The 22650-nt window shown below is 71.5% G+C and carries 21 protein-coding genes; 16 read left to right on the top strand and 5 right to left on the bottom strand.

Annotation, left to right across the window (positions count from 1 at the left end; genetic code table 11):
• Window positions 1–18 precede the first annotated feature (18 nt).
• From HNO83_RS15725 to HNO83_RS15715, 3 genes are read right to left on the bottom strand one after another with little or no spacing between them, the layout of a single operon-like run.
• Window positions 19–702, bottom strand: coding sequence for a DUF1684 domain-containing protein (locus tag HNO83_RS15725; RefSeq protein ID WP_217499135.1), 684 nt, complete (start codon window positions 700–702; stop codon window positions 19–21).
• Window positions 699–1259, bottom strand: coding sequence for a hypothetical protein (locus tag HNO83_RS15720; RefSeq protein WP_175338469.1), 561 nt, complete (start codon window positions 1257–1259; stop codon window positions 699–701). Before HNO83_RS15720 ends, HNO83_RS15725 begins: the two co-directional genes overlap by 4 nt.
• A gap of 50 nt (window positions 1260–1309) precedes the next feature.
• Window positions 1310–2587, bottom strand: a complete 1278-nt coding sequence (locus tag HNO83_RS15715; protein ID WP_175338468.1) for an RNA polymerase sigma factor — start codon at window positions 2585–2587, stop codon at window positions 1310–1312.
• A 137-nt stretch (window positions 2588–2724) separates the two neighbouring features.
• Between HNO83_RS15715 and HNO83_RS15710 the strand changes: the two genes are divergently transcribed.
• The 6 genes from HNO83_RS15710 (at window position 2725) to HNO83_RS15685 (ending at window position 6501) form a co-directional block, all read left to right on the top strand.
• A complete protein-coding gene (locus tag HNO83_RS15710; RefSeq protein WP_217499134.1) occupies window positions 2725–3222 on the top strand; it encodes an EVE domain-containing protein in 498 nt (165 codons plus the stop codon).
• Window positions 3219–3812, top strand: coding sequence for a 2-phosphosulfolactate phosphatase (locus tag HNO83_RS15705; protein ID WP_175338466.1), 594 nt, complete (start codon window positions 3219–3221; stop codon window positions 3810–3812). Before HNO83_RS15710 ends, HNO83_RS15705 begins: the two co-directional genes overlap by 4 nt.
• 43 nt (window positions 3813–3855) lie before the next feature.
• Complete coding sequence (locus HNO83_RS15700; RefSeq protein ID WP_115698470.1) at window positions 3856–4158, top strand: DUF427 domain-containing protein; 303 nt, start codon at window positions 3856–3858, stop codon at window positions 4156–4158.
• Between the two features lie 16 nt (window positions 4159–4174).
• Window positions 4175–5341 (top strand): PQQ-dependent sugar dehydrogenase, encoded by a 1167-nt coding sequence (locus HNO83_RS15695; protein WP_175338465.1) that lies wholly within the window; start codon window positions 4175–4177, stop codon window positions 5339–5341.
• Between the two features lie 173 nt (window positions 5342–5514).
• Window positions 5515–5955, top strand: coding sequence for a hypothetical protein (locus HNO83_RS15690; protein WP_349627243.1), 441 nt, complete (start codon window positions 5515–5517; stop codon window positions 5953–5955).
• 48 nt (window positions 5956–6003) lie between these two features.
• Window positions 6004–6501 carry a SprT-like domain-containing protein gene (locus HNO83_RS15685; RefSeq protein WP_175338464.1) on the top strand — a complete coding sequence of 166 codons (498 nt, stop codon included), beginning with the start codon at window positions 6004–6006 and terminating at the stop codon, window positions 6499–6501.
• Between the two features lie 7 nt (window positions 6502–6508).
• On the opposite strand, the gene HNO83_RS15680 is transcribed toward HNO83_RS15685, so the two are convergent.
• A complete protein-coding gene (locus tag HNO83_RS15680; protein WP_175338463.1) occupies window positions 6509–7117 on the bottom strand; it encodes a GNAT family N-acetyltransferase in 609 nt (202 codons plus the stop codon).
• Between the two features lie 109 nt (window positions 7118–7226).
• Between HNO83_RS15680 and HNO83_RS15675 the strand changes: the two genes are divergently transcribed.
• From HNO83_RS15675 to HNO83_RS15660, 4 genes are read left to right on the top strand one after another with little or no spacing between them, the layout of a single operon-like run.
• The gene (locus tag HNO83_RS15675) at window positions 7227–7892 is read left to right on the top strand and encodes a CGNR zinc finger domain-containing protein (protein ID WP_349627242.1); all 666 of its coding nucleotides are present in this window, start codon (window positions 7227–7229) and stop codon (window positions 7890–7892) included.
• Window positions 7893–7919: 27 nt separating this feature from the next.
• Window positions 7920–8681 carry a LamB/YcsF family protein gene (locus HNO83_RS15670; RefSeq protein WP_175338462.1) on the top strand — a complete coding sequence of 254 codons (762 nt, stop codon included), beginning with the start codon at window positions 7920–7922 and terminating at the stop codon, window positions 8679–8681.
• Window positions 8678–9298: a 5-oxoprolinase subunit PxpB gene (gene pxpB, locus HNO83_RS15665; protein ID WP_175338461.1), complete on the top strand. Its 621-nt coding sequence runs from the start codon at window positions 8678–8680 to the stop codon at window positions 9296–9298. The genes HNO83_RS15670 and pxpB overlap by 4 nt, the downstream gene beginning before the upstream one ends.
• Window positions 9295–10197 (top strand): 5-oxoprolinase subunit C family protein, encoded by a 903-nt coding sequence (locus tag HNO83_RS15660; protein WP_175338460.1) that lies wholly within the window; start codon window positions 9295–9297, stop codon window positions 10195–10197. Before pxpB ends, HNO83_RS15660 begins: the two co-directional genes overlap by 4 nt.
• 19 nt (window positions 10198–10216) lie before the next feature.
• On the opposite strand, the gene HNO83_RS15655 is transcribed toward HNO83_RS15660, so the two are convergent.
• Window positions 10217–11098 (bottom strand): spermidine synthase, encoded by an 882-nt coding sequence (locus HNO83_RS15655; protein WP_175338459.1) that lies wholly within the window; start codon window positions 11096–11098, stop codon window positions 10217–10219.
• 103 nt (window positions 11099–11201) lie between these two features.
• On the opposite strand from HNO83_RS15655, the gene HNO83_RS15650 reads away from it, so the two are divergent.
• The 6 genes from HNO83_RS15650 to HNO83_RS15625 all read left to right on the top strand — a co-directional run bounded on the left by HNO83_RS15650 (window position 11202) and on the right by HNO83_RS15625 (window position 22533).
• Complete coding sequence (locus HNO83_RS15650) at window positions 11202–11720, top strand: hypothetical protein (protein WP_175338458.1); 519 nt, start codon at window positions 11202–11204, stop codon at window positions 11718–11720.
• A 7-nt stretch (window positions 11721–11727) separates the two neighbouring features.
• Entirely contained in the window at window positions 11728–12870 is a 1143-nt protein-coding gene (locus HNO83_RS15645; RefSeq protein ID WP_175338457.1) for a sensor histidine kinase, read from the top strand.
• The gene (locus HNO83_RS15640) at window positions 12867–13526 is read left to right on the top strand and encodes a response regulator transcription factor (RefSeq protein ID WP_175338456.1); all 660 of its coding nucleotides are present in this window, start codon (window positions 12867–12869) and stop codon (window positions 13524–13526) included. Before HNO83_RS15645 ends, HNO83_RS15640 begins: the two co-directional genes overlap by 4 nt.
• A 223-nt stretch (window positions 13527–13749) precedes the next feature.
• Window positions 13750–14811: an SDR family oxidoreductase gene (locus HNO83_RS15635; RefSeq protein WP_349627241.1), complete on the top strand. Its 1062-nt coding sequence runs from the start codon at window positions 13750–13752 to the stop codon at window positions 14809–14811.
• A gap of 299 nt (window positions 14812–15110) precedes the next feature.
• A complete protein-coding gene (gene rpoB, locus HNO83_RS15630; protein WP_175338454.1) occupies window positions 15111–18608 on the top strand; it encodes a DNA-directed RNA polymerase subunit beta in 3498 nt (1165 codons plus the stop codon).
• A gap of 49 nt (window positions 18609–18657) precedes the next feature.
• Window positions 18658–22533 (top strand): DNA-directed RNA polymerase subunit beta', encoded by a 3876-nt coding sequence (locus HNO83_RS15625; RefSeq protein ID WP_175338579.1) that lies wholly within the window; start codon window positions 18658–18660, stop codon window positions 22531–22533.
• Window positions 22534–22650 lie beyond the last annotated feature (117 nt).

The following is a 22650-nucleotide window of genomic DNA, read 5'->3' as shown; positions in this document are numbered from 1 at the left end:
TGGACGGAGGGGGCAGGTTCAGGCGGCGGGGTAGCGCTCGCCCGCGGGGATCTCGACAGGGAGGGTGTTGCCGGCCTGCGCGAGCGGGCACGCCCAGGCGGGGTCGTAGGCGCACGACGGGTTGTACGCGAAGTTGAAGTCGAGCACGATGCTCGCGCCCTCGTCGTCCCATTCGAGGCCCAGGTCGGCGCCCTTGATCGTGTCGATCAGGTAGCGCCCGCCCCCGTAGGTGCCGCCCGGCCGCCCCGCGAGCGCGTCCTTCACCGGCACGAACAGCCCGCCGCCGTACGACGCGAGCTTCCACACGTCGAGCGTCCCGGCGAACGGCACGCGCACGGTCCCGAGCAGCTCGAACGGCACGACGCCGTCGGTGCCGGTCTCGACATCCATCCGCTTGGCCTCGGCCGCCGGGTGCACGGGCAGCTCGAAACGCCAGTCCGGGTCGTACGGCGTGACCGGCAGTCCCGTGAACCGCTCGCGGTCCTCCGGCAGCAGCGGGGAGGCGGGATGCGACGAGAACAGGTCGTTGCGGCACGAGATCCAGTGCGCGTGTGCCTCGACGGGGTCGTGTGCGGCCAGCCTGCGCACGGACGCGTACATCGCGAACACGCGGCGGCGCCAGTCCGCGGTCTGCGTTGCGGTCACCGCCCGCGCCGGGCCCCCCTCCGCCGGGACTTCCGTGGTCTGCTCCGCGCTCGTCATCGTTCCTCCGCGCTCGTCGTCTCCGGGACGTGTCCGTCGTCGTCCCGCCGTTCGGGATCGTAGGCCCAGGTGGGCGCCAGCCGCCGCAGGCGCGCACCGCGCCACTGCCAGAACAGCCAGAAGGCGTACCAGGCGACCGGGGTCAGCGCACCCGCGCGCACGATCAGCTGGTCGCGGTACAGCGTGCGCAGCCGTCCGTGCTCGTCGGGGCCGGCCGGGTCGGGCGCGATCGCCATGCGGTGGTCGAGCCGGGGCACCGCGGCCAGCATCCCGCCGGTGCCGCCTCCGCTGTCCCGCAGGATGCGCGTCCCGGCCTCACGCGGGTCGACCGGCCGCAGCGTGTCGAGCCGGATCGCCTGCGTGCCGACGGTGAACGCGCCGAGCGCCTTCACCGTCACGCGGTGCTCCGCGCCCCAGGTCGTCGGGAAGCCGGCGGGCTCGTCCGAGCGGAAGTCCAACCACGGCAGCGCGACCTCGCGGAACGCCGTGGGACTCTGCAGGGCGCGCCAGGCGGCGTCGGGGTCGCAGTCGAGCATCAGCTTCAGCAGCACGCGCATGCTCTCAGTGTCGCCCCTGCGCGCGCTGCGGCGGCCTCGGGATGCCGTTCTCAGAGGCATTCCCCGGCTCGCGCCAGCAGCAGCTCCCGTTCGCGTTCGTTGCTTGTCATCGCCGCGGCCCGCTCGAACTCCTGCCGCGCCTCCGCCGTGCGCCCGAGCCGCTGCAGCAGGTCGGCCCGCACCGACGGCAGCAGGTGGTACGACGCGAGCGCGCCGTCGATCGTCAGCCGGTCGACCACCTCCAGCCCCGCCGCCGGTCCGTACGCCATCGACAGCGCGACCGCGCGGTTCAGTTCGACCACCGCCGAGGGCCGCAGCTCCGCGAGCGCGCCGTACAGCGCGACGATCTCCTCCCAGTCGGTCGCGGCGGCGGTCGGCGCTGTCGCGTGGCAGGCGGCGATCGCGGCCTGCAGCGCGTAGGGCCCGCGGCTCACCGGGGGCCGCCTGCTCGTGCGCAGCTCGTCGCCGCGGGCGAGCGCCGCCACCCCACGGCGGATCAGGATGCGGTCCCAGCGCGCGCGGTCCTGGTCCTGCAGCAGGATGGGCGAGCCGTCCGGGGCCGTGCGCGCCCGGAGCCGCGACGCCTGGAACTCCATCAGCGCGACCAGCCCGTGCACTTCTGGCTCGCGCGGTGTCAGCTCGGCGAGCACGCGGCCGAGGCGCAGCGCCTCGCGGCAGAGGTCGGGCCGGATCCAGTCCTCTCCCGCAGTCGCGGCGTAGCCCTCGTTGAAGATCAGGTAGACGACCTCGAGCACCGACGCAAGGCGCTCGGGGAACTCGGTCCGCTCCGGCACCTCGAACGGCACGCCGGCCGCGCTGAGCGTGCGCTTCGCCCGGACGATCCGCTGCGCCATCGTGGCGGGCGGCACGAGGAAGGCGCGTGCGATCTCCTCGGTCGACAGGCCGCCGAGGAGCTTGAGCGTCAGCGCGACGCGCGCCGGCTGGGGGAGGACGGGATGGCAGGCCACGAAGACGAGCCGCAGCAGGTCGTCGCCGATCGGCTCCTGCGCGACGCGGGCCGGGTCGTCGTCGCCGAGCTCCTGCTCCAGGTGGTGGGCGATCGCGGCGTAGCGGTCGTCGAGCCGCTCGCGCCGCCGCCAGCCGTCGACGGCCCGTCGCTTGGCGACCGTGGTCAGCCAGGCGCCGGGATTGCGTGGGACGCCGGACCCCGGCCACTGCTCGAGGGCGGCGACCAGTGCGTCCTGCGCGAGCTCCTCCGCGAGGCCCACGTCTCCGGTGGAGCGGGCGAGGCCGGCGATCAGACGGCCGGACTCGATGCGCCAGACGGACTCGACGGTCCGCCGTACCTCGTCGTCGTCCGTCCGCATGGTCCCATCCTGTCCTATCCGTCAACCTCGGTCGCAGGCTCCCTCGGCGCTGGGGTCGCGGCATCGCTCCGCGCTGCCCTGAGCTCCACCGCGCGATTTCGACACTCCGTGACGGTGGTGTGCGCTACAACGGGAGCATGGCGATCCGGTACTGGCTCGGGGTGGTGCAGCAGGACCACGTGCTGCGCGGCGTCGCGGGCGGCTTCGCGCAGGTGAACCACGGCGCGAGGGCGCCGCTCGCGCAGATGGGCCCGGCCGACGGCTTCGTCTACTACTCGCCCCGGGTCTCGTACCCCGACGGCGAGCCCCTGAAGCAGTTCACCGCGGTCGGCCGCATCGCCGACGACGAAGTGTTCCAGGTCACCCAGGGTCCGGCGATGCGCGGCCCGGCCGGAGACTTCCTGCCCTGGCGGCGCCGGGTCGAGTGGGACCACGACGCCGTCGCCACGCCCATCCGCCCGCTCCTCGACGCCCTCGACTTCACCCGCGACCGCGCCGGCTGGGGCTACCAGCTGCGCCGCGGCGTGATCGAGCTCACCCGGCACGACTTCGAGCTGATCCGCCGGCAGATGCGTCCGTCACCGGGCGAAACACGGACGGGCCGGCCGCCGTCCCGCATTACGATGGCCCGGTGACCCAGCAGGCCCCCGTCTCCACCGTCCCCGCCGCTCACCGCCAGGCCAAGTACCAGGTGCGCTTCGACTGGGGTGTGGAGGGTGCGGTCGCCGTGGCCGCCGACGCCGACGTGGTGGTGTGGGTGGATGCGCTCCCCGCCGCTGCGGACGCCCCGGCCGATCTCCCCGGCGACGGCGCGGTGCTCCTCGCGGGCCTGACCGACGCCCCCGCCGTCGCGCGGTGGATCCTGGACGAGCAGGTCCGTCTCGGCCGCCGGGCGATGATCTCGGTCGTCGCCGCGGGCGCGACCACCCCGGCCGGCACTCCCCGCTTCGCCGTGGAGGACCTCCTGGCCGCGGGAGCGGTCGTCGACGCGCTCGCCGCTCTCGGCATCGACTACTCCTCGCCGGAGGCGGCCGCCGCGTGCGCCGCCTTCACCGGCCTCCGCGGTGCCGTCGCGCACCTGCTCACCGCCTCCGTCTCCGGCCAGGAGCGGGTCGCCGCGGGCGAGGCCGCGCCCGACATCGCCGCCCTCGGCCGGCTCGGCTCCTCCGATACTGTGACGGTCCTGCGAGCCTCCCGGCAGAGCGGTGGGCCCGCGGCGGAATGATCGTGCGCCCGCGTACGTTGGCGGATCACAGGAGGTTTATTCGATGAAAGCCGTGCTGAACGACACCGTGATCGCCGAGGCCCCGCAGGAGGACCTTATCCGCATCGAGGGCAACTGGTACTTCCCGCCCGCGAGCGTGAAGTCCGAGTACCTCGTCGAGAGCGACACGCCCTACACGTGTCCGTGGAAGGGCGAGTGCCAGTACTTCTCCGTTAAGTCCGACTCGGGCCTGCTGCAGGACCGCGCCTGGAGCTACCCGACGCCGTACCCGAGCTCGTTCGACCGGGTGGGCAAGGACTACAGCAACTACGTCGCCTTCTGGAAGGACGTCCGCGTCGTCGACTGACGACGCCGGAGGCACGATGTTCCGACTCGGCCGTCGCACAGGGCTCATGGCCCTGGCGGCGGCCGCGCTCGTCCTCGCGGGCTGCACGTCCCCGGCTCCCGATCCGACCGTGACGCGCACTCCGACCCCGACGCCGCGGCCGAGCGGGTCGTCGGCGCCGGTCGCCGCCATCCCGTGGCAGCCGGGCGCCGATGCGACCGTGCTGGAGACCGGTCTGGAGGCGCCCTGGTCGGTCGTCCCGCTGCCGAGCGGCTCGGCACTGATCAGCGAGCGCGACTCCGGCGCCATCCGGGAGCGGCTGCCGCAGGGCGGTCTGCGTGACGTGGGCACCGTCCCGGGTGTCGTGCATCAGGGAGAGGGCGGCCTGCTCGGCCTGGCGGTGCAGGACCAGTCGGCGCCGTCACACCTGTACGCCTACCTGACGACGGCGGACGACAACCGCGTGGTCCGGATGCCCCTGACCGGCGTGCCCGGCAGCTACGCGATCGGAGCCGCGGAGCCCGTCGTCACCGGCATCCCGAAGGCGTCGAACCACGACGGCGGGCGCATCGCCTTCGGCCCCGACGGGATGCTCTACATCACCGCGGGCGATGCCTCGAACCCGTCGAACGCGCAGGACCTCGCCTCCCTCGGCGGCAAGATCCTCCGCGTGACGCCCGAGGGGCAGGTGCCCGGCGACAACCCGTTCCCGGGTTCGCCGGTGTGGTCGTACGGGCATCGCAACCCGCAGGGCATCGGCTGGGATTCGCGCGGCACCATGTGGGCGAGCGAGTTCGGCCAGAACACCTGGGACGAACTCAACATCATCCATCCGGGGTCGAACTACGGCTGGCCGGTCGTGGAGGGCATCGGCGGCGACCCGAAGTACGCCGACCCGGTCGCGCAGTGGCCGACCGACGAGGCCAGCCCGAGCGGACTGGCCGTGGTCGGCGACACGGTCTTCCTCGCGGCGCTGCGCGGCCAGAGGCTGTGGACGGCGTGGTCGACCGGCGGCGCGGCGCCGGTGACGGTTGCGCCGTTCTTCGAGGGGGAGTTCGGCCGGCTGCGCGATGTCGTCGCCCACGGCGACCGGCTCTGGCTGCTGACGAACAACACCGATGGACGTGGATCGCCCCGCAGCGGCGACGACCGGCTGATCGAGGTGCCGCTCGTGCCCGCGGTAGGGGCCAAACGCCCGGGCTGACGCGCTCCAACGGGTAGTCTGGTGGGGAACCACCGATCGGGAGCAGAACCCTGAGCATCATCCTCGGATACGATCCGGCCACCCTGCGCGAGCGCGTCGATCTGCGCGCTGCCGACGAGCGTCTCGAGGAGCTCGGCAGCCTGCGGAGCCTTTCCGCGCTCAACGAGAAGACGGTGCTCCTGCGCCTGCTCGGCCGGCTCGACGACGCGATCGAGGTGGCCAACGAGGCGGTACGGCAGGCCCGGTTCACCGGCGACCGGGAGCAGCTGCTCGGTGCGCGCGTCCGCCGCGCGCAGGTGCTGCAGTACCAGGGCAAGACCGACGAGGCGATCGTGGAGCTCACCGGCTGCGTCGACGAGGCCCGCGGCCGGGAGTGGACGGCGCTCGAGGCCTTCGCGATCCAGAACCGCGGGAAGGTCTGGTTCGACACCGGCGACTTCGAGAACGCGCTGGCCGACATGACCGCCGCCGTCTTCCTGCGCGAGAAGCTGGGGGCGTCGCCCGCGGAGATCCAGGCGGCCCTCACCGCGGTCGCCGTCGTGCAGTCCGCGCTCGACGCGCAGCGCGGCGCGGCGCCCGCATCCGGCGATGAGGGCGACCCCGATCACGCGTAGGATGCAGGCCATGGAGGTTGTGAGCACTCCCGCGGGAGGTCGGGCCTGATGGCCGATCTCGACCGCGTGCGCCGCTGGGCGGAGGCCCTGATCGCCCTCCACCTCGACCCGGCGCACTGGAGCTTCGGCTTCGACAACGCGAAGACACGCGCCGGCCAGTGCAACTTCACCGACAAGCGCATCACCGTCTCGCGCTATCTCGCGTCCCGGTACGAGGACGACGAGATCCACCAGATCCTGCTGCACGAGGTCGCGCATGCGCTCGCCGGCCCGCGCGCCGGTCACGGGCCCAAGTGGCGGGCGATCGCCCTCGACCTCGGGTACGAGGGCAAGCGGCTGCACGGCGGCGCGATCGCCGACGACCTGGCGCCCTGGGTCGGCACCTGCCCGAACGGGCACACCCACTACCGCTACCGGAAGCCCGCGCGGGCGCTCGCGTGCGGTGCGTGCAGCCGCCGGTTCGACGCGGCCAACCTCATCTCGTGGCAGCACCGCGAGGTGTCGGCCTCCCAGCGGAAGGTCGCGGCGGCGGCCGCCGCCGAGTAGCCCTTTCTCAGAGCCGCGCCGCGCCGAGGCGTTCGTCCAGCGAATCCCGGACGGCGGGCCACTCCTCGCGCAGGATCGAGTAGACGGCCGTGTCGCGCCAGGTGCCGTCGGCACGCCGCTGGGTGTGCCGGAGGACGCCCTCGAAGCTCGCCCCGAGGCGCAGGATGGCGGAGCGCGAGCGGTCGTTGAGCACGTCGGCCTGCAGCTTCACACGCTCGAAGCCGTGGTCGAACGCGGCACCGAGCAGCAGGCGCTTGGTCTCGGCATTGACGAGGCCGCCCCACGCCTCCGGCGCGTACGCCGTCCAGCCGATGTGCGCGGACTCGTTGGCCAGGTCGAAGTCGCCCAGCGTCGTGGTGCCGACGAGCCGGTCGCCGTCGCGCAGCACGACGGCGGTGACGTTGCTGCGGTCCCAGTCCAGGTAGCGGAGGATGAACTCCCGCCACTCCTCGTAGGTGTCCCGATAGGCGGCGGGGCCGCCGCCCCATCCACCGGCGAAGACCTCGGGGTGACCGATCGCGTCGAACAGGTCCGGGAGGTCGTCGAGGGTGAGCGCGCGCAGCAGGACCGTCGATCCCTCCAGCGTGGCGTGCGGGTCCGGGCGTGTCGCGGTCATCCGCCCAGTATGCCGCGCGCCGGAGCGCGCGCCGTCCGTCTCCGGTAGGGTTTTCCGGGCGCTCGGCGTCGTAGCGGAGGCCGCAGAAGTAACCGACTATATTGGTTACATGGCGACCGAAGCGATCGTGACCAGGGGAACCGGCCAGTGGATGGAGCCGGCCACCGCGCAACGCTGGTGGTTCGACTCCGGCTCCCTCGCCCTCGACTTCGCGTACACCGGCGGCCTCGACCACCCCGAGGTGGAGGAGTGGCAGACGGTCCGTGACCCCGCGACGCTCAACGCCTGGCTGACCGAGCGGTTCCCGGAGGTCGCGCCGACCGCAGGCGAGCGCGAACTGCGCGACGCCCGCACCCTCCGCGCCGCGATCGGCCGGCTGGCCCGCCAGGCGAGCCGCGGCGAACTGCTGGAGCCCGACGACGTGGATGTGGTCAACCTGTTCGCGGCGACGCCCGACATCCCTCCGGTGCTCGTCGGCGGCGGCCGTCAGGCGGGCCGGACGAACGCCCGCCCGCACCAGGCCCTCGGCTCCATCGCGCGGGACGCCGTCCGCCTGTTCGGGCCGGATGTCGACGGCCGCATCCGCGAATGCTCGGCCGACGACTGCGACCTCGTCTATCTCGACACGTCGCGCAGCGGAACCCGCCGCTGGTGCTCCATGCAGCGCTGCGGCAACCGCGCCAAGGTGCGCGCGCACCGGGCGCGGTGGAGCTCAAGGGCAGCGCGGAGCGATGCCGCGACCCCAGCGCCGAGGGGGCCTGCGACCGAGGTTTGAGCTCCACGAGGCTGAGACAATAGGGGCATGCCGCGTTCCGTCGACCTCAACAGCGACCTGGGCGAGTCGTTCGGCGCCTGGTCGATGGGCGACGACGCCTCCCTGCTGCGCATCGTGTCGAGCGCGAACGTCGCCTGCGGCTTCCACGCGGGCGACGCGTCCACCATGCTCGCCACCTGCCGGGAGGCCGCGGCGAACGGCGTGACCGTGGGCGCGCACGTCTCCTACCGCGACCTGGCCGGCTTCGGGAGGCGCGCGATGGACGTGCCCGCCGGCGAGCTGCGCGACGAGGTGCTGTACCAGCTGTCCGCCCTCGCCGGACTGGCGCGGGTGGCCGGCACCGCCGTGCGCTACGTCAAGCCGCACGGCGCCCTCTACAACCGGATCGTCGCCGACGAACGTCAGGCCCGGGCCGTGGTGGACGCGGTGGTCGCGTTCGACCCGCGACTCGCGTTGCTGGGCCTGGCCGGTTCCGCGGTCGAGCGAGCGGCCGAGGAGGCCGGGCTCCGTTTCGTGCGGGAGGCGTTCGTCGACCGCGGCTACCGCGCCGACGGCACGCTCGTGCCGCGCGGCGAGCCGGGTGCGCTGCTCACCGACGACTCCGCCATTGCCGGGCGGGCGGTCCGCATGGTCGCCGAGGGGGTGGTGACCGCCGCCGACGGCAGCGACATCGCGGTGGCCGTCGATTCGCTCTGCGTGCACGGCGACACCCCCGGCGCCGTCGCGATGGCCGCGGCCGTGCGGGAGGCGCTGGCCGCCGCCGGCGTCGAGGTCGGGCCGTTCGCGTGACCGGGCGGCGCATCCTGCCGTACGGTGACCACGCCCTGCTCGTGGAGCTGGACGACCTGGACGCGGTCCTGGCCCTGTACCGCGGCCTCGACGCCTCCCGCCCCGACGGTGTCGTGGAGCTGGTGCCCGCCGCGCGCACCATCGCGGTCGTCGTCGAGCCGCGCATCCTGCCGCTGAGCGCAGCCGCAGGCTGGCTGGAGCGGGCGGCGCCCCTGGCCGCGGCCGACGCCGAGGAGCGGCTGGTCGAGCTCGACGTCGTCTACGACGGAGCGGACCTGGACGAGGTCGCCCGGCTCACCGGCCTGTCGCCGCCGGAGGTCGTCGCCGCGCACACCGGTGCGACCTGGCGGGTCGCCTTCGGCGGCTTCGCCCCCGGCTTCGCATATCTGGTGACCGAGGGAGACGCGCTCACGGTGCCGCGCCGCGCGACGCCGCGCACGGCCGTGCCGGCCGGTTCCGTCGGGCTGGCCGGGGCCTTCAGCGGCGTCTACCCGCGATCCAGCCCCGGCGGGTGGCAGCTGATCGGCCGCACGGACGCCGTGTTGTGGGACGAGACCGCCGACCCGCCCGCGCTGCTGCGGCCGGGGACGGTCGTGCGTTTCCGGGAGGCGGGATGAGCCTCCACGTGCTGGCCACCGGTCCGCTCGCCCTGGTGCAGGACCTCGGGCGTCCCGGGCTGGCTGCGGTCGGCGTCGGCCGCTCCGGCGCGCTCGACCGCGGCGCCCTCCGGCTGGCGAACCGCCTGCTCGGCAACGACGAGGGCGATGCCGGCATCGAGGTGCTGCTCGGCGGCCTGGAGGCGCGGTTCGAGCGCGACGCCTGGTTCGCGGTGACCGGCGCCACCGGTCCGCTGCTGCTCGACGGCCGGCCGGTGGATGCCCACCTCGCCGTGCACGCGCGCGCCGGACAGAGGCTCCGCCTGGGGACCGCGGCCTCCGGCGCTCGCTGGTACCTCGCCGTGCGCGGCGGGGTCGCCGTCCCGCCGGTGCTCGGCTCGCGCTCCCGCGACACGCTCGCCGGCCTCGGGCCCGCGCCGCTGGCGGCGGGCGACCTGCTGCCGGTCGGCGAGCATCCCGGAACCGACCTCCCGCTGCTCGACTTCGTGCCCGTCGCCGAGCCCGGGACCGGTGCGGTAGAGATCCGGGCGCACCGCGGACCGCGGGCGGACTGGTTCACGCCCGCAGCGCTCGACGCCTTCTTCACGGTCGGCTGGCGGGCCGGAGCGGAGAGCGACCGCGTCGGCATCCGGCTCGACGCCGATCGCACGCCTTTTCATGCTGTCGGGATCGAGCCGCGGCATGGTCCGCTGCTCGAGCGCGCGGTCACGGCCGAGCTGCCGAGCGAACCCATGGTCGCGGGTGCCGTGCAGGTGTCGCCCGACGGCCGCCCGACGGTCCTGCTCGCCGACCACCCGGTGACCGGCGGCTACCCGGTGATCGCCGTCGTCGCCGACGCGTCCCTCGACGCCTTCGCGCAGCTGCGGCCCGGTCAGCCGGTGACGTTCCGGCACGCCTGACCCGGCCGCCGGCGCCCGCTCAGTCCCGCCGCGTCCCGGACTGGAAGATGCTCCGCGCCGGGGGCGGCGACGGGACGCTGGTCGCATCCGTCACGATCGGCGCGCCCGAAGCGAACGTCCGCAGCTCCTCGCCGGCGACGGCCTTTGCGGGATGCGGACCGCTCGCCAGCAGCCGCGGCAGCCACTCCAGCGGGAGCGGCGAGTTCGACCCGACCAGCACGACGTTGCCGAAGCGGCGGCCCTTCAGCACCTGTGTCTCGGCCAGCGCCGCCACGTTCTCCACCACCGCGCCCAGGGTCGACACCTGGCTGCGGGCGAACGCGAGCGGGGGGCCGTCCGCGACGTTCACGAGCACGATGCCGTCCGGCTTCAGCAGCGAGACCGCCGACCGGTAGAACTCGACGCTCGTCACGTGCGCGGGCGTGCGGGAGCCGCTGAAGATGTCCACCACGAGCAGGTCGACCGAGCCGCGGAGCCCGGCGGGCAGCTTGCCGACCACCTCGCGGGCGTCGCCGTGCCGGATGCGGATCTGCGCGTAGCGGGGGAGCGGCAGGTTCTCGCGCACCAGGTCGACGAGCCGGCTCTCCAGCTCCACCACCTGCTGCCGCGACCCGGGCCTGGTGTACGCGATGTAGCGCGGGAGGGTCAGCGCCCCGGCGCCCAGGTGGACGGCGGTGATCGGCTCGCCCGGGTCGCCGATCAGGTCGATGACGTTGCCCATCCGCTGCACATACTCGAAGAACAGCTGGGACGGGTCGTCCAGGTTCACGTGCGACTGCGGGGTGCCGTCCACCACCAGCTGGTACGCGCCCGGCACGAACCGGTCCGGTTCGATCGTCGCCTGGAACCCGCTCTCGGACAGGACGACAGACGGGTTCTGCGATGGTGGGTTCTGCGGCACACCGGCAGCCTAGTCGCGCCTCCACCCCCTCCGCCGTGGATCTCCACCCGGCCTCCACCCTGCGGTGGTGCCGCCGTCGGGCGGCCGTGGCGAGGCTGAGGACATGACCATTCAGACCATCGCCAACGCGGTCCTCATCCTCCTCGTGATCGGCTGGATCGGCGTGCGCCAGATGAGCTGGCGCCCGGTCGCCCTCGCCAAGATGTGGCGCTCGCCGCTGATCTTCGCCGTCATCGGCGTCATCCTCCTCGCCCAGCAGGTGAAGCCGGCCGCGATCACCCCGCTCGACCTCGCCGTCGTCGCCGGGGAGCTCGTCCTCTCGCTCGGCGTCGGCGCGTGGATGGGCGCGATCGCCCACTTCCGCCGGCTCCCGCAGCCGATCGCCACCGGCAAGGACGGACGCGACATCGCCGTGTACGAGTCCCGCACCGGCGCCCTGGGTCTCGTGCTCTGGGTGGGGGTCGTCGCGGTCCGGGTCGGCCTCGACGTGCTGGCCGCGCAGGCGGGTTCCCACCTGGCCTCCGCGACCGGCATCATCCTGCTGGTCCTCGCGGCCAACCGGCTCTCCCGTACGGCGGTCTTCGCGGCCCGGCTCGATCGGCACGCGGCGCTCGCCGCATGATGGTGGGGTGAACCTCTCCGTCCGGCCGACCCTGCTCTCCCTCGCGCTGACCGTGGTCGGCGCCGTGGCCGTCGGCTACGGGCTCGTCACGTCCCACACCGCGCAGCGCCCGGTGTGGGCGCTGGCGGTCGGGCTGGCGGCCACGGGCCTGTGGGTCGTGCGGAGCGTGCTCGCCCGGTTCGGGCAGCGCGCCGCCGCCCTGGCCTGCGCCGTCGTCATGGTGGTGGCCGGCTCGTTCGTCGCCGCCCCGACGAACGGTATCTCCGTCGTCCCCGCCGCGGTCGGCATCGTCGTGCTGCTGGCCGATGTGACGTACCCGCTCTGGCTGGGCTTCGGTCTCTCCGCGGTCGGCCTCGCCCTGATCCCGGTCGGTGCGGTGGCGGTCGAGTCGAGCGTCCCAGCCGTGCTGGCCGAGATGGGCGGCCTGGTCCTCGCGGTATTCGCCGGCCTCAGCCGCCGCCAGTTCCGCCGGGCGGAGGAGCAGGCGGCGCTCCTGCGCGAGCGCGACCTCACCCTCCGCGAGGAGGAGTCGCGCGTGGCGATCGCCCGGGACCTGCACGACGTGCTCGCCCACAGCCTCGGCGGGCTCGTGATCCAGCTGGACGCGGTGGATGCGCTGCTCGAGTCCGGCGACGCCGCCGCCGCCCGCACCCGGGTGCAGGATGCGCGGGCGCTCGCCGCGGACGGGCTCGCCGACGCCCGCCGCGCGGTGGCGGCGCTGCGTGAGCCGGCCGAGGGGTCGCGCACGCCGGTGGCGCCGTCCGACCTCGAGGCGGAGCTGCGGGAGCTGGTGGACGCCCATCGCGCGCTGGGCGGCGAGGCCGAGCTGTCCGTCCACGGGTCGTCCTCGGTGCTCGACTCCGCGCAGGCGACCGCGGTGCGGCGCGCGCTGCAGGAGGCGCTGAGCAACGCCCGCAAACACGCACCCGGCGCTGCGGTCGCCGCGCGGCTCGACTGGCAGACTGACCGGGTGCGGCTGACCGTCTCCAACCCGATCGTCTCCGGACGCTCCGCGCTGTCGTCCTCCGGCGGCGGCCACGGGCTCGACGGGATGCGCGAGCGCTTCGCCGCCCTTGCCGGGGGAGGAGCGGCAACCGCATCTGTGTCCGGCGGCCGGTTCACCGTCACGGCGGAAGCGGTGCTGCGATGACCGGCGAGCGCCCCATCCGCGTCGCGGTCGCCGACGACCAGGCCATCGTCCGCGACGGTCTGGTGACGCTGCTCGGCCTGCTGCCCGACATGGAGGTCGTCGGGGAGGCGTCCGACGGCGAGGAGGCGGTGGCGCTCGCCGTCACCGAGAGCCCGGATGTGCTGCTGATGGACCTGCGCATGCCGGTGCTCGACGGAGCCGCCGCCACCGCCCGGGTCGCCGCCGAGGCGCCGGGGACCGCTGTGCTGGTGCTCACCACCTACGCCGACGACGCCTCCATCGTCGGTGCGCTGCGGGCCGGAGCGCGCGGCTACCTCACCAAGGACGCCGGACGGACGGAGCTGGCCGCGGCCGTGCGCGCCGTCGCGAGCGGCCAGTCCACCTTCGCACCCGAGGTCGGCGCCCGCCTCGTCGGCTCGCTGACCGCGGCGGCCCCCGCCGGACAGGACGCCGCAGGCGCGCTCGTGACCCGCTTCCCGTCGCTGACCCGCCGCGAGGCCGAGGTGCTCGCCCTCGTCGCCGACGGCCTCAGCAACGCGGAGATCGCGGGCGCTCTGTTCGTCAGCGTCGCCACCGTGAAGACCCACATCAACGCGATCTTCGCCAAGCTCGCCGTGCGCGACCGCGCGCAGGCGATCGCCCTCGTGCGGGCCTGACCGCGCGGCCGCGACTGCGCCCCTGCGGAACGTCCGCGCCCCGTCGCGCACCCGCACACGTTCCGAACCGCCGCAATCAGTCGCGGACGCCGCGCTCGCGCCCGCGACTGCGCCCGCTCGGAACGATTGCGCCCGGGCGCGCACCCGCACACGTTCCGAACCGCCGCAGTCGCTTCGCGCGGGACGGTAGCGCGGGCGTCCCGGCGGGGGAAGGATGGACGGCGTGAGCGACCCGAGCACCCCTCCCGCCGACCTTGTCCTGGTGACCGGCGGCTCCGGCTTCGTCGGGGCGCACTGCGTCCTCGCGCTGCTGCAGGCCGGCTACCGTGTGCGGACGACGATCCGCACGCCCGCCCGGGCGGCCGACGTCCGCGCCCAGCTGGCCGCGGGCGGCCTCGACGACCCGGGCGACCGGCTGGAGTTCGCGGTCGCCGACCTGACCCGCGACGACGGCTGGGCCGAGGCCGTCGCCGGCGTCCGGTTCGTGCTGCACGTCGCCTCCCCGTTCCCGGCGTCGCAGCCCAAGGACCCGGATGAGCTGATCGTCCCGGCGCGCGACGGCGCCCTGCGCGTGCTGCGCGCGGCGCGCGACGCGGGGGTGGAACGCGTCGTACTCACCTCCTCGTTCGCGGCCATCGGCTACGGCCACGCGCCGACCGACCGCGCCTTCACCGAGGACGACTGGACCGAGCTCGACAGCGGCCGGCCGGTGAGCGCCTACGTCCAGTCGAAGACCATCGCCGAGCGCGCGGCGTGGGCGTTCGTCCACGACGAGGGCGGTGGGCTGCAGCTCGCGACCGTGAACCCGGTCGGCATCCTCGGACCTGTGCTCGGGCCCGATGTCTCCAGTTCGGTCGAGCTGATCCGGCTCGTGAAGGAAGGCCGCCTCCCGCGCCTGCCCGACGTGCACTTCGGCATCGTGGACGTGCGCGACGTCGCGGCGTTGCACCTGCTCGCCATGACACGGCCCGAGGCGGCGGGGCAGCGCTTCCTCGCCATCGCGGGGGAGGTGATGAGCGCGCAGGAGGTCGCCCTCCTCATCCGCGGCCACCTGGGCGAGGCCGCCGGCCGCCGGGTGAGCACGAAGCTCATGCCGATGTGGATGATCAAGGCCGCAGCCCCCTTCAGCCGCCGCGTGCGCGACTCGCTCCCCGACATCGGGACCGAGCGGCGCGCGTCCTCCGAGAAGGCCCGGACGGTCCTCGGCTGGTCGCCGCGACCGCGCGAGGAAGCCGTCATCGCGACCGTCGACACGCTCCCGACCTACCGCTCGCACCGCTCCTGAAACCCCGGAAACTCAAGGGAGAACGGCGGGAATACCCGGGCCTGGCCCGCGTTATACACGAGGACGCGTCTCCGGTCAAGAAAAAGACTGGACACGGCGCGTCTATTTGACATATAGTTGTTCTTTGCGCTCCCAGTCAAACTTCTGCCTTCATATTGCGGTCGGCTCTGACTTCTCCTCGCGCGCCTGGGCCCGTTCTCTCGGGTCAGATACGGCGGCGCGACCCGGCTGGGAGTTCTCGTCCAGACAACTACACGACCGTCAGTAACTGGCCCGACGGGGCCCCGGAGGTTATTTCCTTGGCTGCTGCGCGCAACGCAACCAACACCGACAAGACACCCAAGAACGGACGAGCCGCATCTCGTCTCTCGTTCGCCAAGATCACAGACACCCTCACCGTTCCCGATCTGCTCGCTCTGCAGACCGAGAGCTTCGACTGGCTGGTCGGAAACGACGCGTGGAAGGCGCGCGTCGCGGAGGCCCAGGCCCAGGGTCGTCAGGATCTGCCCGCCAACACGGGCCTCGAGGAGATCTTCGAGGAGATCTCTCCCATCGAGGACCTCGGCGAGACCATGCAGCTCTCCTTCACGAACCCCTTCCTCGAAGAGAAGAAGTACTCGATCGACGAGTGCAAGGAGAAGGGCAAGACCTACGCGGCCCCGCTCTACGTCGAGGCTGAGTTCATGAACCACCTCACCGGTGAGATCAAGACCCAGACGGTCTTCATGGGCGACTTCCCGCTCATGACCGAGCGAGGCACCTTCATCATCAACGGCACCGAGCGTGTCGTCGTCTCGCAGCTCGTCCGCTCGCCGGGCGTGTACTTCGAGGCCACCGCCGACAAGACGTCCGACAAGGACATCTACTCGGCGCGCGTGATCCCGAGCCGCGGCGCCTGGCTCGAGTTCGAGATCGACAAGCGCGACCAGGTCGGTGTCCGCATCGACCGCAAGCGCAAGCAGTCGGTCACGGTGTTCCTGAAGGCCCTCGGCCTCACGAGCGAGGAGATCCTCTCCGAGTTCGCCGGCTACCAGTCCATCGAGCTCACCCTCGAGAAGGACGCCATCCTCACCAAGGAGGAGGCCCTCAAGGACATCTACCGGAAGCTCCGTCCGGGCGAGCAGGTCGCCGCCGAGGCCGCGCGTGCGCTGCTCGACAACTTCTACTTCAACCCGAAGCGCTACGACCTCGCCAAGGTCGGCCGTTACAAGATCAACCGCAAGCTCGGCCTCGAGGCCCCGCTGTCGGACTCGGTGCTGACCGTCCAGGACATCATCGCCACGATCAAGTACCTGGTCGCCCTGCACGACGGCCAGACCACGTTCAAGGGGCTCCGCAACGGCGTCGAGACCGACATCCGTCTCGACATCGACGACATCGACCACTTCGGCAACCGTCGTATCCGCGCCGTCGGCGAGCTCATCCAGAACCAGGTCCGCACCGGCCTGTCCCGCATGGAGCGCGTCGTCCGCGAGCGCATGACCACGCAGGACATCGAGGCGATCACCCCGCAGACCCTGATCAACGTGCGACCCGTCGTCGCGGCGATCAAGGAGTTCTTCGGAACGTCGCAGCTGTCGCAGTTCATGGACCAGAACAACCCGCTCGCGGGTCTGACCCACAAGCGCCGCCTCTCCGCGCTCGGCCCCGGTGGTCTGAGCCGTGAGCGCGCCGGCGTCGAGGTCCGCGACGTCCACCCGTCGCACTACGGCCGCATGTGCCCGATCGAGACGCCTGAGGGCCCGAACATCGGTCTGATCGGCTCGCTCGCGTCCTTCGCGCGCATCAACTCCTTCGGCTTCATCGAGACGCCGTACCGCAAGGTCGTCGAGGGCCGGGTCACCGACCAGATCGACTACCTGACCGCTTCGGAGGAGGACGACTTCGTCGTCGCGCAGGCCAACGCCCCGCTCGACGCGAACGGCCACTTCGTCGAGGAGCGCGTGCTCGCCCGTCAGAAGGGCGGCGAGGTCGACCTGATCCCCGCCGAGGAGATCGGCTACATGGACGTCTCCCCGCGCCAGATGGTGTCGGTGGGTACGTCGCTGATCCCGTTCCTCGAGCACGACGACGCCAACCGAGCCCTCATGGGTGCGAACATGCAGCGCCAGGCGGTGCCGCTGCTCCGCTCGGAGAGCCCGGTCGTCGGAACCGGTATGGAGGGCTACGCGGCCATCGACGCCGGTGACGTGGTCACCGCCGAGAAGTCCGGTGTCGTCACCGAGGTCTCGGCCGACGCGGTCACCGTGATGGCGGACGACGGCACGTACCAGACCTACTACCTGCGCAAGTTCGACCGCTCCAACCAGGGCACGTCGTACAACCACCGCGTGATCGTCGACGAGGGCGACCGGATCGAGGCGGGCGAGGTCGTCGCAGACGGCCCGGCCACCGAGAACGGCGAGCTCGCGCTCGGCAAGAACCTGCTGGTCGCGTTCATGCCGTGGGAGGGCCACAACTTCGAGGACGCGATCATCCTCAGCCAGAACCTGGTGAAGGACGACACCCTCTCCTCGATCCACATCGAGGAGTACGAGGTCGACGCCCGCGACACCAAGCTCGGCAAGGAGGAGATCACCCGCGACCTCCCGAACGTCAGCCCGGACCTCCTGGCCGACCTCGACGAGCGCGGCATCATCCGCATCGGCGCCGAGGTGCGCCCCGGCGACATCCTCGTCGGCAAGGTCACGCCGAAGGGCGAGACCGAGCTGTCGGCCGAGGAACGCCTGCTCCGCGCGATCTTCAACGAGAAGAGCCGCGAGGTGCGCGACACCTCACTCAAGGTCCCGCACGGCGAGGAGGGCACCATCATCGGTGTCAAGGTCTTCGACGCGCAGGACGGCGACGACGAGCTCGGCTCCGGCGTCAACCAGCGCGTGGTGGTCTACATCGCCCAGAAGCGCAAGATCACCGCGGGCGACAAGCTCGCCGGCCGTCACGGCAACAAGGGCGTCATCTCCAAGATCCTGCCGGTCGAGGACATGCCGTTCCTCGCCGACGGGACGCCGGTCGACGTCATCCTGAACCCGCTGGGTGTTCCGGGCCGCATGAACTTCGGTCAGGTCCTGGAGATCCACCTCGGCTGGATCGCCAAGAACGGCTGGGAGATCAAGGGCAAGCCGAAGTGGGCCGCTGAGCTCCCCGAGGCCGCCTTCCAGGCCGAGCCGAACACGAAGGTCGCGACCCCGGTGTTCGACGGTGCGAAGGAGGAGGAGATCGCAGGTCTGCTCGACTCGACGCTCCCGACCCGCGACGGCGACCGCCTGATCGGCTCCTCGGGCAAGACGCAGCTGTTCGACGGCCGCTCCGGCGAGCCGTACCCGGACCCTGTGTCGGTCGGCTACATGTACATCCTGAAGCTGCACCACCTGGTCGACGACAAGATCCACGCGCGCTCGACCGGCCCGTACTCGATGATCACCCAGCAGCCGCTCGGTGGTAAGGCGCAGTTCGGTGGCCAGCGCTTCGGTGAGATGGAGGTGTGGGCCCTCGAGGCCTACGGTGCGGCCTACGCGCTGCAGGAGCTCCTGACCATCAAGTCGGATGACATCCTCGGCCGCGTCAAGGTCTACGAGGCCATCGTCAAGGGTGAGAACATCCAGGAGCCGGGCATCCCTGAGTCCTTCAAGGTCCTCATCAAGGAGATGCAGTCCCTCTGCCTGAACGTGGAGGTGCTCTCGGCCGACGGCCAGGCGGTCAGCCTGCGCGACTCGGACGACGAGGCCTTCCGCGCCGCGGAGGAGCTGGGCATCAACATCTCCTCGCGCTTCGAGTCCTCGTCGATCGACGAGATCTAAGCGGCAGCCAGACCAACTGACGAATCTTCAATAGGAGAGAGTGAACACATTGCTCGACGCAACAACTTTTGACGAGCTGCGTATCGGCCTGGCCACCGCTGACGACATCCGTCGTTGGAGCTACGGCGAGGTCAAGAAGCCGGAGACCATCAACTACCGGACCCTGAAGCCGGAGAAGGACGGCCTCTTCGGCGAGCAGATCTTCGGACCGTCCCGCGACTGGGAGTGCTCGTGCGGCAAGTACAAGCGCGTCCGGTTCAAGGGCATCGTCTGCGAGCGCTGCGGCGTGGAGGTCACCAAGTCCTCCGTCCGTCGTGAGCGCATGGGCCACATCGAGCTCGCCGCCCCGGTGACGCACATCTGGTACTTCAAGGGTGTCCCGAGCCGCCTCGGCTACCTGCTCGACATGGCGCCGAAGGACCTCGAGAAGGTCATCTACTTCGCCGCCTACATGGTGATCGAGGTGGACGAGGACGGTCGCCACGCCGACCTCCCCGGCCTCGAGAACGAGCTGCGCCTGGAGATCAAGACGCTGTCCGACCAGCGCGACGCCCGCGTCGCCGAGCGTCTGCAGCGCCTGGAGACCGACCTCGCCGCACTGGAGGAGGAGGGCGCGAAGGCCGACCAGAAGCGTCGTGTCAAGGACACGGCGGAGAAGGAGATGGGCCAGCTGCGCAAGTCCTTCGACGAGGACATCGCGCGACTCGAGCGCGTGTGGGAGTCGTTCCGCACGCTCAAGGTCGGCGACCTCAAGCCCGAGGACGCGGACTTCAACGAGCTGCTCGACCGCTACGGCCTGTACTTCGAGGCCTACATGGGCGCCGAGGCGATCAAGCGTCGCCTGCAGGCGTTCGACCTGAACGCCGAGGCCGAGCTGCTCCGCGAGCAGATCGCCACCGGCAAGGGCCAGAAGAAGATCCGCGCGATCAAGCGACTGCGCGTGGTGTCGTCGTTCCTGGCGACCGGCAACTCGCCGGCCGCGATGGTCCTCGACGTGGTCCCGGTGATCCCGCCGGAGCTGCGCCCGATGGTCCAGCTCGACGGTGGCCGTTTCGCCACCTCCGACCTGAACGACCTGTACCGCCGCGTGATCAACCGCAACAACCGCCTCCGTCGCCTGCTCGACCTCGGCGCGCCCGAGATCATCGTGAACAACGAGAAGCGCATGCTGCAGGAGGCCGTCGACGCGCTGTTCGACAACGGCCGCCGCGGCCGCCCCGTGACGGGTACCGGCAACCGCGCCCTCAAGTCCCTCAGCGACATGCTGAAGGGAAAGCAGGGTCGCTTCCGCCAGAACCTGCTCGGAAAGCGCGTGGACTACTCGGGCCGTTCGGTCATCATCGTGGGTCCGCAGCTCAAGCTGCACCAGTGCGGTCTGCCCAAGCAGATGGCGCTGGAGCTGTTCAAGCCGTTCGTCATCAAGCGCCTGATCGACCTGAGCCACGCTCAGAACATCAAGGCCGCGAAGCGGATGGTGGAGCGCTCGCGCCCGCAGGTGTGGGACGTGCTCGAGGAGATCATCCGCGAGCGCCCCGTGCTGCTGAACCGTGCGCCCACGCTGCACCGTCTGGGCATCCAGGCGTTCGAGCCGCAGCTGGTCGAGGGCAAGGCCATCCAGCTCCACCCGCTCGTCTGCGCCGCGTTCAACGCGGACTTCGACGGCGACCAGATGGCGGTGCACCTGCCGCTGTCGGTGGAGGCCCAGGCCGAGGCCCGCATCCTGATGCTCGCCTCGAACAACATCCTGAAGCCGTCGGACGGCCGCCCGGTCACCCTGCCCTCGCAGGACATGATCATCGGTCTGCACCACCTCACCACCGTCCGCGAGGGCGCTGAGGGTGAGGGTCGCGCGTTCTCCTCGGTCTCCGAGGCGATCCTCGCGAAGGACCAGGGCTCGCTGCACCTGAACGCCAAGGTGAAGATCCGTCTCGACAACTACGTGCCGTCGGACGCCGCCGACACGGGGACCGAGCCGACCACCGCGATCGTGGAGACCACGCTGGGCCGCGCCCTCTTCAACGAGGCGCTCCCCGCGGACTACCCCTACGTGGAGGCCGTCGCCGACAAGGGCACGATCTCGTCGATCGTGAACGCGCTGGCGGAGCGGTACCCGAAGGTGGAGGTCGCCGCGGCGCTCGACCGGATCAAGGACGCCGGCTTCTACTGGGGCACCCGCTCGGGCGTCACGGTGTCGCTGAGCGACATCCTGACCCCGCCGAACAAGGCGCAGATCGTGGCCGGCTACGAGAAGAAGGCCGCCAAGATCACCTCCGAGTTCGAGAAGGGTCTGACGACCGACCTCGAGCGTCGCCAGGAGCTGGTGAAGATCTGGACCGAGGCCACAAACGAGGTCGCCGAGGCCATGCGCGCCAACTTCCCGGCGGACAACACCATCAACCGCATGGTGACGTCCGGTGCCCGTGGTAACTGGCTGCAGGTCCGCAACATCGCCGGTATGCGTGGTCTGGTGAACAACCCGAAGGGTGAGATCATCCCCCGTCCGATCATCTCCTCGTACCGCGAGGGGCTGTCGGTGGCGGAGTACTTCATCGCGACGCACGGTGCCCGTAAGGGTCTGGCCGACACGGCCCTCCGTACGGCGGACTCGGGCTACCTGACCCGTCGTCTGGTGGATGTCTCGCAGGATGTCATCATCCGCGAGGACGACTGCGGCACGACCAAGGGTCTCGACCTGCCGATCGCCACGGTCGGTGCGGACGGCACCCTCACCCGCGACCCGAACGTCGAGAACTCGGTGTTCGCCCGCACCCTGGCCGCTGACGCGGTCGGGACGGACGGCTCCGTGGTCGCCAAGGCGGGCGAGGACGTGGGCGACGTGCTCATCGACAAGCTGGTCGCCGCCGGCGTCACCGACATCAAGGTCCGCTCCGTGCTGACCTGCGAGTCGGCGGTCGGCGTCTGCGCCGCCTGCTACGGCCGTTCGCTCGCGACCGGCAAGCTGGTGGACATCGGCGAGGCGGTCGGCATCATCGCCGCCCAGTCGATCGGCGAGCCCGGTACGCAGCTCACCATGCGTACGTTCCACACCGGTGGTTCGGCCTCCGCGGACGACATCACCCAGGGTCTGCCGCGCGTCCAGGAGCTGTTCGAGGCCCGCACCCCGAAGGGTGCGTCCCCGATCGCCGAGGCCGCAGGCCGCATCGTCATCGAGGAGACGGACAAGTCCCGCAAGGTCATCCTGACCCCGGACAACGGCGACGAGCCGCACGTCTACCCGGTGCTGAAGCGTTCGACCCTCCTGGTGGAGGACGGGCAGCACGTCGAGCTCGGCCAGCAGCTGATCGTCGGCACGGTCGACCCGAAGGAGGTTCTGCGCGTCAAGGGTGTCCGCGAGGTGCAGAAGCACCTGGTGGGCGGCGTGCAGGGCGTCTACCGCTCGCAGGGTGTGCCGATCCACGACAAGCACATCGAGGTCATCGTCCGCCAGATGCTCCGCAAGGTCACCGTCGTCGACCACGGCGACACCGACCTGCTGCCGGGTGAGCTCGTCGACCGTTCGCGGTACAACGAGATCAACCGTGCTGCGCTGCAGGAGGGCAAGAAGACGGCGTCCGCCCGTCAGGAGGTCATGGGCATCACCAAGGCCTCGCTGGCGACCGAGTCGTGGCTGTCGGCCGCGTCCTTCCAGGAGACCACCCGCGTCCTGACGCAGGCGGCCATGGAGGGCAAGTCCGACCCGCTGATCGGTCTCAAGGAGAACGTCATCATCGGTAAGCTCATCCCGGCCGGTACGGGCCTGTCCCGCTACCGCAACGTGTCGGTCGAGGCGACGGAGGAGGCCAAGGCGGAGCGGTACCCCAACCGCATCTTCGCCGACGACTCCGCCTTCAACGAGAGCGACCTGAGCTTCGTCGACTTCGACAGCTTCAGCTCGGACGACTACACCCCGGGCACCTACAACTAAGGTCCCCGTACGAAGGCCCCCGGCGCATCGCGCCGGGGGCCTTCGTCGTTCCCGGGCCCGCCCGACTCGTGCCGAATGAGCGCGATTCGTCACGAATAGCGCTCATTCGGCACGAAT

It is taken from the genome of Leifsonia sp. C5G2 (genome assembly GCF_013359685.1).
In the GTDB taxonomy this organism is placed as follows: Bacteria; Actinomycetota; Actinomycetes; order Actinomycetales; family Microbacteriaceae; genus Leifsonia.
This window is presented reverse-complemented; position numbering and strand designations above follow the sequence as displayed.

What these genes read in the sequence shown, in the direction of transcription:
- HNO83_RS15650 (WP_175338458.1), top strand. Translation starts at nt 11,202, where the DNA reads ATGACCATTCAGACCATCGCCAACGCGGTCCTCATCCTCCTCGTGATC.
- HNO83_RS15685 (WP_175338464.1), top strand. Translation starts at nt 6,004, where the DNA reads ATGGCCGATCTCGACCGCGTGCGCCGCTGGGCGGAGGCCCTGATCGCC.
- HNO83_RS15680 (WP_175338463.1), bottom strand. Translation starts at nt 7,117, where the DNA reads ATGACCGCGACACGCCCGGACCCGCACGCCACGCTGGAGGGATCGACG.
- HNO83_RS15675 (WP_349627242.1), top strand. Translation starts at nt 7,227, where the DNA reads ATGGCGACCGAAGCGATCGTGACCAGGGGAACCGGCCAGTGGATGGAG.
- HNO83_RS15710 (WP_217499134.1), top strand. Translation starts at nt 2,725, where the DNA reads ATGGCGATCCGGTACTGGCTCGGGGTGGTGCAGCAGGACCACGTGCTG.
- HNO83_RS15640 (WP_175338456.1), top strand. Translation starts at nt 12,867, where the DNA reads ATGACCGGCGAGCGCCCCATCCGCGTCGCGGTCGCCGACGACCAGGCC.
- HNO83_RS15700 (WP_115698470.1), top strand. Translation starts at nt 3,856, where the DNA reads ATGAAAGCCGTGCTGAACGACACCGTGATCGCCGAGGCCCCGCAGGAG.
- HNO83_RS15715 (WP_175338468.1), bottom strand. Translation starts at nt 2,587, where the DNA reads ATGCGGACGGACGACGACGAGGTACGGCGGACCGTCGAGTCCGTCTGG.
- HNO83_RS15670 (WP_175338462.1), top strand. Translation starts at nt 7,920, where the DNA reads ATGCCGCGTTCCGTCGACCTCAACAGCGACCTGGGCGAGTCGTTCGGC.
- HNO83_RS15660 (WP_175338460.1), top strand. Translation starts at nt 9,295, where the DNA reads ATGAGCCTCCACGTGCTGGCCACCGGTCCGCTCGCCCTGGTGCAGGAC.
- HNO83_RS15695 (WP_175338465.1), top strand. Translation starts at nt 4,175, where the DNA reads ATGTTCCGACTCGGCCGTCGCACAGGGCTCATGGCCCTGGCGGCGGCC.
- HNO83_RS15725 (WP_217499135.1), bottom strand. Translation starts at nt 702, where the DNA reads ATGACGAGCGCGGAGCAGACCACGGAAGTCCCGGCGGAGGGGGGCCCG.
- HNO83_RS15720 (WP_175338469.1), bottom strand. Translation starts at nt 1,259, where the DNA reads ATGCGCGTGCTGCTGAAGCTGATGCTCGACTGCGACCCCGACGCCGCC.